11 protein-coding genes are annotated in these 15,446 nt (G+C 31.3%); 8 read left to right on the top strand and 3 right to left on the bottom strand.

Annotated elements, in window-relative coordinates; genetic code table 11:
* Nucleotides 1-93 precede the first annotated feature (93 nt).
* The 3 genes from ACXLDF_RS11300 (at nt 94) to ACXLDF_RS11290 (ending at nt 5,221) form a co-directional block, all read left to right on the top strand.
* Nucleotides 94-1,638 carry an FGGY-family carbohydrate kinase gene (locus ACXLDF_RS11300; protein ID WP_457558636.1) on the top strand — a complete coding sequence of 515 codons (1,545 nt, stop codon included), beginning with the start codon at nt 94-96 and terminating at the stop codon, nt 1,636-1,638.
* A 377-nt stretch (nt 1,639-2,015) separates the two neighbouring features.
* Complete coding sequence (locus tag ACXLDF_RS11295; protein ID WP_457558635.1) at nt 2,016-2,747, top strand: ABC transporter ATP-binding protein; 732 nt, start codon at nt 2,016-2,018, stop codon at nt 2,745-2,747.
* A 5-nt stretch (nt 2,748-2,752) separates the two neighbouring features.
* Nucleotides 2,753-5,221 (top strand): ABC transporter permease, encoded by a 2,469-nt coding sequence (locus ACXLDF_RS11290; RefSeq protein ID WP_457558634.1) that lies wholly within the window; start codon nt 2,753-2,755, stop codon nt 5,219-5,221.
* Nucleotides 5,222-5,558: 337 nt separating this feature from the next.
* Here ACXLDF_RS11290 and ACXLDF_RS11285 read toward each other — a convergent pair whose 3' ends face one another.
* The gene (locus ACXLDF_RS11285; protein ID WP_457558633.1) at nt 5,559-6,869 is read right to left on the bottom strand and encodes a M28 family metallopeptidase; all 1,311 of its coding nucleotides are present in this window, start codon (nt 6,867-6,869) and stop codon (nt 5,559-5,561) included.
* 435 nt (nt 6,870-7,304) lie between these two features.
* Nucleotides 7,305-8,207 (bottom strand): Mrp/NBP35 family ATP-binding protein, encoded by a 903-nt coding sequence (locus tag ACXLDF_RS11280; RefSeq protein ID WP_457558632.1) that lies wholly within the window; start codon nt 8,205-8,207, stop codon nt 7,305-7,307.
* Between the two features lie 339 nt (nt 8,208-8,546).
* On the opposite strand from ACXLDF_RS11280, the gene ACXLDF_RS11275 reads away from it, so the two are divergent.
* Nucleotides 8,547-9,896, top strand: a complete 1,350-nt coding sequence (locus ACXLDF_RS11275; protein WP_457558631.1) for an ArsB/NhaD family transporter — start codon at nt 8,547-8,549, stop codon at nt 9,894-9,896.
* A gap of 59 nt (nt 9,897-9,955) precedes the next feature.
* On the opposite strand, the gene ACXLDF_RS11270 is transcribed toward ACXLDF_RS11275, so the two are convergent.
* Entirely contained in the window at nt 9,956-11,245 is a 1,290-nt protein-coding gene (locus tag ACXLDF_RS11270) for an ArsB/NhaD family transporter (protein ID WP_457558630.1), read from the bottom strand.
* Between the two features lie 619 nt (nt 11,246-11,864).
* Here ACXLDF_RS11270 and ACXLDF_RS11265 point away from each other — a divergent pair.
* The 4 genes from ACXLDF_RS11265 (at nt 11,865) to ACXLDF_RS11250 (ending at nt 15,397) form a co-directional block, all read left to right on the top strand.
* Complete coding sequence (locus ACXLDF_RS11265) at nt 11,865-12,152, top strand: ribbon-helix-helix domain-containing protein (protein WP_457558629.1); 288 nt, start codon at nt 11,865-11,867, stop codon at nt 12,150-12,152.
* 395 nt (nt 12,153-12,547) lie between these two features.
* On the top strand, nt 12,548-12,841 hold the full coding sequence (locus tag ACXLDF_RS11260; RefSeq protein ID WP_457558670.1) for a ribbon-helix-helix domain-containing protein: 294 nt from the start codon (nt 12,548-12,550) through the stop codon (nt 12,839-12,841).
* A 243-nt stretch (nt 12,842-13,084) separates the two neighbouring features.
* A complete protein-coding gene (locus tag ACXLDF_RS11255; RefSeq protein WP_457558628.1) occupies nt 13,085-14,887 on the top strand; it encodes an ATP-binding protein in 1,803 nt (600 codons plus the stop codon).
* Nucleotides 14,888-15,028: 141 nt separating this feature from the next.
* A complete protein-coding gene (locus tag ACXLDF_RS11250; RefSeq protein WP_457558627.1) occupies nt 15,029-15,397 on the top strand; it encodes a hypothetical protein in 369 nt (122 codons plus the stop codon).
* Nucleotides 15,398-15,446: the final 49 nt, after the last annotated feature.

The raw sequence follows: 15,446 nt of genomic DNA, 5'->3' as shown, positions 1-15,446 counted from the left end.
ATAAAAAGCTGAGGGTTTAAGAAGAAGAAAGGTCAAATTAAATATTAAATAATACGAAGTAACTATTTGATCAATTCAGAGGAATGAAAAAATATGAGTAAATATGTTGCAGCTTTAGATGTAGGCACTACAGGAACCAGATGTATCATTTTTGATTTATCTGGAAAAGAAATAGGCAGAGATTATAAAGAATGGCAAAGTTTCTATCCTTCTCCCGCTATGGTAGAACAAGATGCAAATGCATGGTGGGATGCAGTAAGAAAAACAATCTTTAATGCCATTCGTCGCTCGAAAATAAACAGCGAAGATATAATTAGCGTAGCAATAACAAATCAGCGAGAAACAATTGTTCCAGTTGATTTAAACGGGAATCCATTACATAATGCAATTGTCTGGCAAGATAGAAGAACAACAGCAGAATGTGACTGGATAAAGAACAATATCGGAGAAGACCAAGTATATCATACAACTGGGTTAACAATTGATCCGTATTTTAGTGGATCGAAAATTTTATGGTTCAAAAATCATCATCCTGATATTTATTCTAAGACACATAAATTTTTACTCGTACATGATTTTATTCTGCATAAATTAACAGGGAAATTTATAACTGATTTTTCAAATGCGAGCAGAACTATGCTATTTGATATAAATCAATTAAAATGGTCTGATGATTTTGCTGTAAAAATGGAGATTGATTTAGATAAAATGCCCGAAGCAGTTGCTCCTGGCACGGAGATTGGAACAATACAATCATCAGATACAGGTTTTAGTACATCTACAAAGGTAATAGCAGGAGCAGGAGATCAACAATGTGCAGCTTTGGGAGTTGGAGTGGTAAAACCAGGTCGAATGAAATGTACCACTGGAACAGGTTCTTTTATTTTAGGATATTTGGATAAACCTTCTTTTGATCCTCAAAAGCGAGTACTTTGTAGTTGTGCAGCCGTACCTGGAAAGTGGGTACAAGAAGCAAGTATATTTACTTCTGGTGCAGCATTACGCTGGTGTCGGGATAATATTGGAGCAGCTGAATCCATTCAAGCCTATTTAGAAACAAGTCGTGGAAATACAGTTGATCCTTATGACTTAATTACAGATGAAGCAGCTAAATCTCCTGTTGGAGCAAATGGATTGCTTTTCCTTCCTCATTTAGCAGGAGCAGGAGCACCTTATTGGAATCCAAATGCACGTGGAATTATGTTTGGTTTAGCATTAGGACACAAAACCAGAGACTTATACCGCGCTGTATTAGAAGGTGTTGCATTTGAAGTTAAAAAGAATATTAAAGTTTTCTCTGAACTCGGCTTGAAACCTCAAGATTTGAGAATTACTGGGGGTGGTTCTCGTTCAAATCTCTGGAATCAAATTATGGCAGATGTACTGGGAATACAATGCGGACGAGGCGATTTAGAAGAATCAACTGCTGTGGGAGCATCCATATTAGCTGCTTTTGGAGCAGGAGAATATTCAGATTTAGCCAAAGCAGCTGATGACATGGCAAATATCAATCATATTTGGACCCCAAATCCTGATAATGCATTAAAATATGAAGAAATATTCAAGATCAACCAAGAAATCTACCAATCTCTCCATGAACGGAAAATTTATACAAAATTAGCCAACATTATAAAGTAAATTCAATTTCTATCTTTTTTCTTCTCTTTTTCTTTATTTAGCAAGATTAATCACTATTAATTTATCATATAAATTTTGATTTGTTCAACTATGCTGCCCAGAATTTTATTTTTGGAAAATAAAGAAAATATTTACAAATAAAGAATGAATAATTACCCCAAAAATATTATTGGGGCAAAATTTAAAGCATGTGTAAAGATCTATTCGTTTTCCTATAATTTTATTTATAATTTCCTATTACCATCGAAAATTCACTCTTAAGAGAATAATTTTCAGTGATTTCAAATTATTGATTCTCAAATTAAGATAATCAAAAATCGCCTTTTCATTTAAATAATATGATGCTTTTCATTTTACAAAAAATAATGGCGAGTAAAATGAACAAAGAAATTTTAGTGAAAACAAAAGATTTACGCCGAGAGTTTGAATTTGGAAACACGAAAATCCATGCTTTAGATGGCATTGACTTAGAAGTTAAAGAAGGAGAGTTTATTGTAATTTTAGGTCCTTCTGGAGCAGGAAAAACAACCCTTTTAAATATGATTGGAGGCATTGATCATCCCACTTCAGGTTCTATTGAAATAGATGGTGAATTGATACACGAATTTTCTAATAAACAGTTAAATGATTATCGGAAGGAGAAAGTAGGTTGGGTTTTCCAATTTTTTAATATTGTTGATAGCCTTCGTGCTTGGGAAAATGTCGGACTTGCCTTAGAATTTAAAGGATTGAAGGATTATAAAGAAATCAAAGTCCAATCCTATGATATTTTAGAAAAGGTTGGTTTAAAAGGGAAAGAAATGCGATTTCCCAGCCAATTATCTGGAGGAGAACAACAAAGAGTCGCAATTGCCCGTGCTTTAGTAAAAAAGCCAAAATTAATTGTAGCAGATGAACCAACGGGCAATTTAGATTATATAACTGGTCAAACAATTGCTGAATTGATGCAAAAGCTCAATCGCCAAGAGGGTATCACTTTTATTGTGGTTAGTCATGATATTAGTATTACTAAATTTGCTGAGCGCATTTATCATCTGAGAATGGGTAAAATTGATAAAGTGCAAAATTCCATAGCTGAACTTCAATATACAAAAAAAATCCAGGAGTAAGAACCATGAACTTAATGGATATTAAGGTACTTCGCGAAATAAAAACACAAAAATTCAGATCATTTTTGATTATAACAATTGTAACAGTGACAATAGCGCTGATTTTGGGAATGCGTTCAGGCGGTACAATGGTTCTGGCATCATATGAAGAAAACTTACGCCAAAATAACGTAGCGGATGGTAGATTTACTTTTACAGCTCCTGTATTGGATACAAATATCACACAAATTCAAAATGATTCTGTTTTCCTAACGAAAAATAATATTGCAGATATTGAAGGAAGATTGATTATTTATACCGAGATGACTTATAACGGTGAAATATTCCCTTGTTTAGTTATTGGGGTTGATTTTCCTAATGTAATAAATAAAGTATATTTAGAATCAATAGGAGAAAATATTACTGATTCAGCAAGTGTGTTAAATGAAACTACAAATTGTATTATTGAATCACGCTTTGCTGGAACAATGTTGGGACAAGATGTGCAATTGGGAGAAAATGTTTCTGTTCTATTGGGAACTGTTCATAATAACTATACTGTGCAAGCTATCGGTCAAGATACTGATCAAGTTTATGTAGTTGATCCTGTCAGTCAAATGACTTTAATGGGCCAAATGGCAATTATATGGATAAATCTATCCGGATTGCAACAAGATTTATTCGGTGGCTTGACATTGGTCAATCAAATACTATTTACAGTTGATTTTCGTTTAGATAAATCAATGATAAATCACGCAGCAGAGGCTTTAACGCAACGATTTATTAGCCAAAATATTGATATAAGCACTACTAAATTTACAATTTATGATGAAACAGATGACCGCACCTTTTTTGACGCTGATGCTGGTTCCATTGATAAAATGGGTACAATTTTTGGCGCAATTGGATTGGTAATGTGCTGTGTTGCTATATTTAATACTATCTCTCGCTTAGTTCAAGCACAGCGGAAAAACATTGGTCTTTATATGAGTATGGGGGCTGAACCTTCTGTAATAATCTTGCATTACATGAAAATAACTATGATTCTTTCCTTGATAGGAGTAATAATTGGTGTTCCTTTGGGACATTTTTTTGCTACTGGAATGACGAAGCTCATAGCGAGATTTTTTCCATTTCAAACATTTGTATTTCCTATCGTTTGGCAAGAATATCTTTTTGGATCTTTGATTACATTTGCTGTCTGTGTAATCTTTTCTGGTATTAGTGCTTTTCCGATCACAAAGATCACACCTCGTGAAGCCATGTCCGCTGTATTTAATCGAATTAAATCAATAAAATCCACAGTCTCAGAGAAATTTTTCAGTTGGATTCCAATTTTTCATCCCCTTCATATGCGCATTCCCATTCGTGAAATATTTTTACGAAAGCGCAAATCGATAATCACAATCTTAGCAATTTCCACTTCCATGATAATGATGATTAACTCACTCGCTATGGTTTCAAATATGTTTACGGGAATAAATAGGAATTTTACAGAATATAATACAGCAGATTATCAAGTAATACTCGAAACTCCAATTCCTATATCAGAAATTACAGATTTTATGAATTCATTACCATCTAATACGATTGATTATTACGAAGCAAAAATTACCTTATATTCACCATTATATTGTGAAAATGATAGCAAAGGCGCTTTAATAATTGAATGTTACCAAGAAAATTCTACTTTACGTAATGTACATATTATTCAAGGCTCTATAAACTCGATAAAAGATACAACTCCCAGTGAAATAATTATGGGTAGTGGGATTGCAGATAAATTCGGGATTACTTTAGGAGATACAATTCAAATTGGGTTATTTGAGAATATTTCAGTAAAAGTAGTGGGATTAGTTGGAGAATTAATTGATTATTCTGCATTTTGGAGTATTGAAGCCTTTCAATCAAATAATATAAGCACCAAATTTGGTCTGTTACCAAATTATGTAAATGGATTCATTTTCAATCCCCATGCGGGAGTGGACATCACATCATTACGGGCACAAATTGAGAGTAATTTTTCAGTTGCCCAATGGGTTAATGCAAAACAATCCCAGCAATCAATTCTAACTCTAATGCAATCTATGATGAGCCTTCTTTTCCTATTCATATTGATAGGAATGTTCATTGGGATTTTGTTTAGTTTTAATACCATGTACATGGGTTTTATCAGCCGAGAAAATGATTTTTTGGCATTTAAAGCCATGGGAACGAATCCTCGATATTTTACCAAGATGATATTCTGGGAAAATGCCATATTAAGTGTATTTAGTCTGATAATTACAATACCTGTTGGATATTATGTATATTGGCGCTCGATGGATTATCTATTAGGAAATAGGTATTATATGCCTCTTTCAATTCCTTGGTATACATGGCCTCTCGCTTTACTTTTAAGTTTCATTTCAATATGGATGGCCACTTTACGATTAACCAAGCGTATTAAAAAGATGAACTTGGCTGACGAATTGCGGAGTCAAATGGTAAGCTAGTCATCTAAATAGTTCAAAAGATGAAGTTATTACTTTTTTTTATTAATTTTTACTGGAATATTAAATATTAATCAGCAATGTGAATTTTCACATCATTCTGGGAGGATATTGCCCACGAAATTAACAACAACGAACCAAATAATTAATTTGAGAAACATATTCAAAATAATATAAAAGATCTACTATAATGGTTAATAGAAAAAAAAAGGAAAATAATAAAAATATTAAGGAAAATGATGAAAAAAATAGCCCATTTTAATTGGGAAACAATACGGATAATATTACTGAAAACATTACAGTAAATTTTATTCAATTTGCGACCGAAAAAATAATTTCTTTACGAAATTTCAAAATCTTTGGAAATAATAAATTCTTTTAGTAATGAGAGAATTGCCATAACAGCTTGATATTCAATATGTTCAACTGTATCATTTGATGTATGATAAACAACATTATTATCATTGAATTCTGTAGGTACTGCTAAAATAGTTACCGCGTCCACTCCAATTTTTGAGAACTCAGCTGCATCTGTTCCTCCTGCACCAAAGAGAATGGGATATAACGAAGCTGAATATCCAAGGGTTTCAAAAAGCGATTTTATCTCTTCAGCCAAAGAATGAGATAGTCTTACAGTTCCATTAATATCAGTTATCATTATCTGAAGATCTTTCAAATTATATATACTATCCATGTTGATATTGAAAGTAGGAATCTCTCTTAACTCTTGAAAATGTTGCCGAACGTAAGCAGAAGCACCTCTTAAACCACATTCTTCACCATCGGTACTTAGAATAATAAGTCGTGTGTGATTCAATGGATAACATCCCATACTTTTTGTAATTGAGAATTTTTGACCGATTTTCATCGCCATTACTGATGAAATTAGGTTATCTCCAGCACCAGGACTTCCCTTTCGATTTTTGAAGAAATAATACTGCAGAACAATAACAGAGCCTATGATTACGCCAAACCGAATAATATTTACAATGGGAGGATTTATTCCAGAGAATAATTTAAAAATTGCCCAATAGAGAGCAAAAAAGAGAGTAATTGTGAAAATCAAAAATCCAGATAGTACACGAATAGTATAAAATCGTGGATGATGCTGAATATAATTAAAGATAAAGGCAGAATCGTGATGACCTGAGAGTATAATTTGCTGCTTGACTTCACCAGCCGGTTCAATAACTGTGCTTACATTGTAACCCTTCATTTTCCGATATAAAGGATCAAATGTTTTTTCATAGAATACAAATTGCAGAATTGCATAAAAGGCACCAATAAGGTACCCAAAAACGCCAAGATAAAGCCAAAATGTTCCAAAGAAGAGGAATATTGAAGAGATTAAATAAGATGTGGCTAAGACAGGCAAAATGCTTAGAAATGATTCAGGATGAACACTAAACTGCTCGATATGTGTATGATCACCGAATTTTTTCATTTCTTCAAATAAAAACTGAGCTGCTTCATGATCTTGATGAGTTCCAGCCAACCGAGGACCAACTCTCTTTATTAAATCATCTGTATATTGTAAACAACTTTTCACATCCTCATCTTTGATTTGTATTACAGAGTGAGCAATTTTAGCTTGAGTAGGAGATAAATGTATAAAGCGATTATTTACAAGATTTCCAGTTGATCGGGGCATAATTTTCACCAATTTTTAGAGATATATTATGATTCAATATTAGACAACTTAACTCGAGCAAACACAGTAAGGGAATGAAAAATTAAGTTTTGTTATATTGAACAAATAAATTCTACATATTTTTATGTAGACTTCAAATAAAATTAATCAGTTCCAAATATATAAATTTATGCAAAGACACATCCAAATATTGATTTACTTAAAGGTTCTGATATTTAGTTAATTAGTTATCGATATAAATTGAAGATTTACCTTGAAAAGATTAAATTTTTCCTTATTAGGCTAAAAATCAAACTCTAGAGTAAATTACAAAATCAGGTGTATTTATTAATCTACATATAGAATTAATTATCTTTATTTAATATACATCTTGATAAAAAACAGATAAAAAAGAAAACTTAACTTAATTTAAATTAACACTGGGCATTTTTATTATTATTCCACACTTTCTCGAATCTTTTTAATCACTCTTTCAAATGCCTTTGCGGATTCACTTTCAGGATCTTTTAAAACTACAGGAAGTCCTAAATCACCTTGTTCTCTTACTATAGGTTCAAGCGGAATTTTTCCCAGAAATGGCACATCTAATTCGCGTGCTGCTTTTTCTCCACCTCCAGAACCAAACACATCCACTTCGATAGTTTCGTTACAATGTGGACATTTTACCACCAATCCAGACATATTTTCTACGATTCCAACTACGTCTAATTGTAAAGTCTTGCTCATTTGAACTGTTTTCCTGGAATCCATCATAGCCACCTCTTGAGGAGTGGTCACAATAACCACAGAACCTTTAGTTAACTGCATTATATCTAAAGTTTCATCAGATGTTCCTGGTGGTAAATCTATAACTAAATAATCCATCGAATCCCAAGCTCCATCAGCAATAAATTGACGAATCGCACCCATTTTTAGTGGACCTCTCCAAATTACAGGAGTATCTGGAGTTTCTAATAAAAACGCCATACTCATAACTTGAATATTTAAAGGCCCATTTACAGGTTTAAATTTTTTAGTTCCAGGGACAATTTCTGGACGTCTTCCTTCAAGATTTAACATTTTTGGGATATTAGGGCCGGTAATGTCTACATCCAAAACACCAACGCTTAATCCTTGGGAGGCAAGGGCTACAGCAAGATTTGTGGCAACAGTACTTTTTCCAACTCCTCCTTTTCCAGAACAAACAATGATTTTGTGCTTAATCTTTTCCATGATCTGATTAATTTCATCCATCTGTGACGCTTGCGAGTCTTTTTTAGGTGTATTTCCATGTAATTTCTTTAAATCTTCATCTGTGACTTCTATTTCGACATCAACTTTTTTATTTTCATTACTCATATTTTTCTCTGCTTCCTTTTATTGAATTTTCCATTGATAAGTTGATATGAATTTGAATTATCAAAATTTAGGCCCACAATGGAATTTTCAATGAATATCTATTCAGATAAATGAAGTAATGATTCCACTTAAAATTGTTCTTACTGATTTGAAAGATTTTTGGGCAATTTAATTATAAAATATTACAAGAATGATCAATAATCTTCATCTTACTTAAAGACGAAAATGCAATATAAGAGTAAATTGTGAAATTTAATAAAAATTTAATAAGAAACGTATAAGAATTTAATAAGAAATTTATAAGAATTTAGACAAATTAATTTTGGTGATTATGTAAAAATGGAGTATGTTGGGCTCATCATTCTGCTATTAACGCTTTTTATTGGAATAATAATTGTTTTCAGCAAAGAAAATTGGGATTACGTTGCAATTTCTTTACTTTTTGCGACAATAGCGGTCTTTACCACAATTATTACAATCCCTGATCTTGGTACTAACATTTTGGGTGAATTTGGTCGAGAAAAATCGTCACAAGAAATAATTTTTTGGAGATTTGTTCATACAATTGAATTTGAGCCCATTATCTTTTTAATTTCGATGCAGATAATCGTTTTAATGGTAGAAAAGCAGAAGATTTTCGAATGGATCGCTTTACGTGTTTTACGCGCCACAAAAGGAAATCATCGAAAATTTTTTTATCTAATTAGCGCAATCAGTGCATTAACTGCATCGCTAATAGATGATATTACAGTAGCGATAATTTTTATTCCATTAGTTGTTCGAGCATGTCGAATTTTACGAATCAATGCAGCACCTTATTTATTTGCAATAAGTTTTACTATTAATATTGGTAGTCTTTATACTCCCTTCTCTTCTTCCGAAAATATCTTAATTTCAGCAGCATTTGGCCTTGATTTTCTTTGGTTTTTAAAATCGTTTTCTCTTTATGTATTTCCAATGCTTCTTTTTACACTAGCAATTTTGGATTGGTTTTTACTTCGAAAAATCACACCTCCAGCAGAAGAACGAAAGAGAATACTCTTAGAAATTATGGATCCCAGCTTAGTTGTAGTAAATCGAAAGCAATTCATTTTTAATAGTATTTATTTTATAGCAATATTATTAGGATTCTTGTTCTACCCAAATCCTTGGGTGGTGGCTGCTATTGGTGCTCTTGCTATGAGTTTATTAAATAGGCTCCAGTTTACAGAGAATGCAAAACAAATTGATTGGAAAATTATTTTCTTCTTTATTGCACTTTTTTTACTCATAGGTTGTATGAAAATGGCGGGATTATTTGAAATAATTGGCAATTGGGCAAAATTATTTCTCTCTGATAATGAATTTCTTGCAGCCCTTACTATATTGATTATGATTGCAGTATTATCTGGATTTTTAGCACAAGTTCCTACTGCTTTGGTTTTTATTACTCTATTGCAGAATATTTATGGCACAAATCCTGGTGATGTTCCGAATTTAATCATGATGGCATTTTTATTTGGAATTAATTTGGGCTCAAATTTTCTTCCTCAAGGAGCCGCTTGTGATCTTATGGCACTTAATCTTGCAGAGAAAAATGATGTCCGAGAATTTAATTACAAAAATCTTCTTTATCGAGGTTCTATGATTACTGTGCTGCATATTATTATGGGATCGTTTTACCTTTCACTATATTGGCTGTTTCAATAAAAAACTTATTCGCACTTATTCGCCTATATCATCTATTTCTTACTTAGTGAATATTGATTTTAATACACAACTAAATAATATCCGCTTATATAGATAATACACATCAAAATGTGGATTAAGGCAAATTTTCCACCTGTTCGTAGCAAGTTCTTATACGTAAATCCTTCAACTTTATGCTTAAGTGCAATATTTAATGTCATTACATCACAAGCTGCTCCTTGTGGTAATAAATTTCCACCTAAATTAATCCCCAAGATAAATGCAATAATTACAATTGCAGGTGGATTAAATGCAAACATTTCATTTAGAAGAGTAATTCCAATAATTGCTGTGGGAGAATTTGCTAAAAACCCAGATAATAAACTAGTCATAATTAATACCCCGATTGAAAGTAGCCATAAATTCCCACCTGCAACAGATCTTAAACTATCCAAAATTAACGTAAAAGTTCCATTATCAATCATGTTTCCAATAATCAAAAATAGCGAAATAAAAAAGAAGATGACCTTCCAATCAATCTTTGTCACATTATCTGTGAATTGATCGCGGTTTAATAAAGACATTATGATTGCTCCGAATAATGCGACTAAATAGGCATAATCAGAGAGAATAACAAATCCTATAATTACAGCAAGGAAATAAATAGAATTTAGTAAAAATTGCTTTCGATTAATTATTACCAATTCTGGGTTCATAATTTCTAAAAGAATGCGTTTTTGTGCTTCAGCTGGAGGTGTGATTTTTTTTAAAAGTAAAAAATCTAATAATATTAATGTTCCAAGTAAAGCAGTAATTACGAAGATACCAGTATTAACAAAAAACCATTGAACCCCTAATCCAAAACTGGAACTAATCAGAATATTCTCCGACGAAGAGAAGGGAGTAAAAATAGAGCCAATATTTATTGTTATTGTAATCCCATAAAGATATGGTGCAGGATTTATTTTTAAAATTCGACAAGCTCTAATAGTTAAGGGGATAAAAATAATAGAAACAGTAACATCTGCTATGATTGCCGCAGTAAAAGTTCCAATAATACAAATAAGATAGAAGAAAAGTCGGTGATTCCCTTTTGTCAAATGTAGAGTTTTTACAGCGATCCATTGAAATATTTTATGTCGCTCTGCAATTAAAACGATTACTTGCATAGAAAGGATAAAAATTAGCGGACTCCACTCAATCGACTCAATTATATTAACATCCTCAAATCTAAAAAAAGTAATCAAACTTGAAATGGCGGCACCTAATAAAGCAAAGGCTACATAGTCTGCATTTTCTTTGCTAAAAATAATCATAATTAAGACAAATATAACAAATGTAACAATAATTGCAAACCAATCATAAGCCATCTATAAGCAGTCTCCCCTTTTTTTTTCCATTTCAGTGTTTCTTAATTTAGTTAGTACGATAGTTAGTACGAAATATTACATTTTGAAATTTAATTATTTTTTGATTTCTTAAGCGAATTGTGAATTCAGAAAAAAGTAGTATTAGTGAATTTAATAATTATTTTAAAATGATTATTTTTATTCGAAAATTGTCCAATCTTATAATGATAAAGATTTATTGTAATGTATTTTGTTACATTAATCTTGCTGCTACAAATCTTTTCCAATTCCATTGAATTTACTGATTTACAATAACAAATATCCCAATATATTTTAAATTCTATTAAATTTCAAGAAATTTTGACATTAAATTACAAATTGGAAGGATATTTCGAGAAGAACATCTTTAAATAGCAAAAATCTTTTTATATGAATTCGACATAATTATGATTGTATATATTTGCGAAGGAAATCGAATTTTGACGATATTCTAGGAAAATTACGAACAAAAATCAAAGTTTGGGGGATTATATATACTTTTTCTTAGAATTGTCAATTAAATCGTGATATATCTTCGTTTGAAGATACTTTACTGAAAGTTAATTCGTTTTGGAAAATAAAAGCAAATTTATAATCTTTTTTGAAAGAAATACAGGAGGATGAAGAAATTAGAATAATCACATGTAATGTTCCAACCACATATTTAAACGCAATTGATAAATTGATCACCTCCAGTAATCATCAAGGATTATATCCTTCTCGTTCTGAATTAATTAGAGTTGCGGTGCGGGAATTCTTATTGAAAGAATTAGAAGCAGCTAGGGAATTTGAAAAGTTAAAATTTCAATCAAAAAATAAAGATGAAATATTAACTGAATCAAAAGAGATAAACCAGCCCGCTATCTTAAAAAAAATAAAAACACCATAATATTTAATACAATAGCCAATCTTTGCTTAAACGATTTAAATATTTACTTTTAAAGGTAGATAACTTTAAATAGACGATGATTTTTCCAAAACTGATAAAATATTCTTTCTTTTGGCATTTATTATCTACTTAATACTAGATAATTTTCTGTTAAAACAAAAGGATTATATAGAAGTGCAACATAATTAACAATAGTTATTAATTCGAGAATCTCGGAAAGATAACAATCACCCTTTTGCAGGATAGTGTGTTTATTATACTAGGGGAGAGTAGGATACATCAAATAAGTGAAATCATCAATAAATTACGAAAACTTAAAACGTGGGTCTTGCATTTTAACACATAATTCTGTAGATTGAGGTAATGGTATTTCAACATAATAGGAGGAATAACTAATTCGCATTATTACCGTTAATTTACCTGTATCATATCTTAAGGCAATAGATTCTCTCACTGGTCAAGAAGGATTATATCCTTCACGCTCAGAGTTAATTCGAGTAGCAGTAAGAGATTTTTTAATTAGAGAACTTGAAACGGCAAAATCGTTTCAAAAGTATCAACAAACCCAAGTATCAAATAAAATCACTCATAAACCACTCGATGAAAATTTGTTTGTTCAAGTTCCTGTTAAGGAAAATTCAATTAATGGGGTAACTGAATATAAAACCTACCGATTAGTAAAAAAATAACATTTTTTATCTCTTTTCTTTTCTTTTCTTTATTGCATTTTTCTTGAAAATCTTGAAATATTGGTGCGAATAAGTTTAATTTCTTTATTTTAATATCCTTAGATTACTTAAAAGAATTTAAAAACTTAAGGAATTTTGAAGTAATCAAAAGAAAATACCTTTTTTATAGATGTATCTTTTTTTGGGCTCCCAGAATATTATAAACAATAGAAAGTAATATAGTAATACAAGTGAGAAATATCCATGAATAACACTTCTTCCCAGATTATCGCTAAAATTGAGGGAAAAACGACTCCATTTGGATTTAAAATTCGTTTTGAATCCCAGATTCCGCGCAAAGCATTTCTAGCTGCAACTCATGGAGAAAAAACGTATATTTTAACAGTAACTAATGTTTGGAATAATGAAAAGGGTGAATATGGAGAATGCCAAATTATTGGAAATCCTCCATTAACACCATTTCCATTAGATTCTAAAATAAGAAGGGCTTTTCCTAAAGAAATTAAAACAGCGATAGGAATGGATACACCTAAAGAAAAAGCGTTATATTTAGGAGAAATATTTGGAATTCCAGGATTATTGGCAACACCAAATGTTGAAAAACTTGGTCGAGTTTTTATTACGGGAAAATCTGGCTCAGGAAAATCTTACACTGTTGGTGTACTTATTGAAGAATTAATGAAAAAGCAAATTCCAATAATTATCATTGATAGACATGGTGAATATTCATCATTGAAGATTCTAGATGAAAAAAATATTCCTGATTTAGAAACATTTTTCAAAAAAGATGATCAAAACCATACTTTCAGGAAACATATTTTAGAATTTGCTGATTTGACATACAATCCTCAAGCAGACTTAGATTTAAAATATCTTTCAGTTATACAAATGAAGGAATTAATACTACCGGGTCAATGTATTACTATAAATTTACGAGGAGTGGATATTCCCATTCAAGAAAATATCATCCAACATTTTTTCGCTAAAATTTATAAAGCAAGTACATTGAGAGAGATTCCACCACTCTTCATCTTTTTAGATGAAGCACATTTATTTGCTGGAAAGAAATCCAGTAGTCCTCTTGAAACAATAAAGAGAATTGCTCAAGAAGGAAGGAAATTTGGTTGCAATTTAGTGGTTATAACTCAAAAACCCCAAGCTTTGGATACTACAATTCGAGCTCAAGCAGGAACTTGGATCATCCATAAGCTTACAGATATTAACGATATTCATATCACTACAAGTTCAGCTGAAGGCTTAGATACGCATGATGAAGAGGAAATTCAAAACTTAATGCCAGGAGAAGCAATTATCACAGGTGATATCACCCCATTTTGCCCAATTCAAGTAAAAATACGAAAACGTTATACAATTCATGGTGGAACAGGAACAAGCATTTTAGAAATTTTAGGAAAAGAAAAGGAAACGATCCGTTCAGATTTAATCAATAAATTTCGCGAGAAATATACAGAAGAAATTGTAGAAGATGCATCAAAAGAAATTTATCAAGGTGTTCAATTATCTACAACTGAATTATTTAATCAAATAGACAATTTACGCCAAAAAAATTACGAATTACAGACAGAAATCAAAAAATTAAAACAAAAACAAGCAGAATTTTTAGAACAATCAAAATTTTCAATGAAACAATATAAATCTGATGATGATATTCCAGAAGCAAGTAAATTGGCTCATGAAATTGACAAAGTTCTTACCGACCTGGATGAAAACACGGAACAATCTACTTCAATAAATCTTCCCAAACCAGAAGAAATGTACGATGAGAAAATGCTTGAATTAATGGGAGAACGAGATGATTTAAAAGCAGAACTCGAGGAAAAGAACAAAATTCTGGAATCAATGAAAAGCAAATTAGATCAAATGATAGAAAAAGTTCAAACGTTTGAATTAGAAATGTCTGGAATTAAAGTAGAAAATCAAAACCTAAAAGACAAAGTAAAAGCAGAGCAAAAACGAGCAGATGATGCAGTTCAATTAGCTGAACGAGCAGTTCAAGCAATGAAAAGAAAAGGAAAATATCGTTAATCTTGTTAATCCATTTAATTTACATTTTTACGTTTACTTTTTTTGAGAGCATTTATTCTCTTTTCATTTATATTCATATTCATTCAAATCTTTTACAATTATAAGCAAATCCTTTATTATATCCAAAACTCTAAAGAAATTATGAACTGGAAACGTATTTTTCTCAGTATTCCTTTAGGAATGATTATGGGAATTATCTGTATAATCGGTCTTTCTCAAAGGATTCCAGCCTCTGGTGTTTATCCCAGTATTTCTGTGTACCTTTGGGGTGCTTGGTATGAGCGCGTTGTTATGGGCCTTTTAATTGGTTTTGTTGGTGATTTAGTAATTATTAAATCAAAAAGAAATCTTCTCAATTCTTTTATTCGAGGCGCGATTTTTGGGTTGATCACATCAGTTGGATATGGATTTTTTCAGCAATTTATTGATTTACCATTTTTCTTTGCAGGACTAATATTTGGTGGAACTATTGATGTAATAGCCACTTATTTTACATGGAAAAAAGAATAATAACTAAAACATCCACTTAATGAAATAATTCATAAACTTATTCGCACTA

It is taken from the genome of Candidatus Harpocratesius sp. (assembly GCF_054039255.1).
Note: the sequence above shows the minus strand (reverse complement) of the source record. Positions and strands in the feature narration are given on the sequence as shown.

What these genes read in the sequence shown, in the direction of transcription:
- ACXLDF_RS11255 (WP_457558628.1), top strand. Translation starts at nt 13,085, where the DNA reads ATGAATAACACTTCTTCCCAGATTATCGCTAAAATTGAGGGAAAAACG.
- ACXLDF_RS11290 (WP_457558634.1), top strand. Translation starts at nt 2,753, where the DNA reads ATGAACTTAATGGATATTAAGGTACTTCGCGAAATAAAAACACAAAAA.
- ACXLDF_RS11275 (WP_457558631.1), top strand. Translation starts at nt 8,547, where the DNA reads ATGGAGTATGTTGGGCTCATCATTCTGCTATTAACGCTTTTTATTGGA.
- ACXLDF_RS11250 (WP_457558627.1), top strand. Translation starts at nt 15,029, where the DNA reads ATGAACTGGAAACGTATTTTTCTCAGTATTCCTTTAGGAATGATTATG.
- ACXLDF_RS11300 (WP_457558636.1), top strand. Translation starts at nt 94, where the DNA reads ATGAGTAAATATGTTGCAGCTTTAGATGTAGGCACTACAGGAACCAGA.
- ACXLDF_RS11270 (WP_457558630.1), bottom strand. Translation starts at nt 11,245, where the DNA reads ATGGCTTATGATTGGTTTGCAATTATTGTTACATTTGTTATATTTGTC.
- ACXLDF_RS11285 (WP_457558633.1), bottom strand. Translation starts at nt 6,869, where the DNA reads ATGCCCCGATCAACTGGAAATCTTGTAAATAATCGCTTTATACATTTA.
- ACXLDF_RS11280 (WP_457558632.1), bottom strand. Translation starts at nt 8,207, where the DNA reads ATGAGTAATGAAAATAAAAAAGTTGATGTCGAAATAGAAGTCACAGAT.
- ACXLDF_RS11295 (WP_457558635.1), top strand. Translation starts at nt 2,016, where the DNA reads ATGAACAAAGAAATTTTAGTGAAAACAAAAGATTTACGCCGAGAGTTT.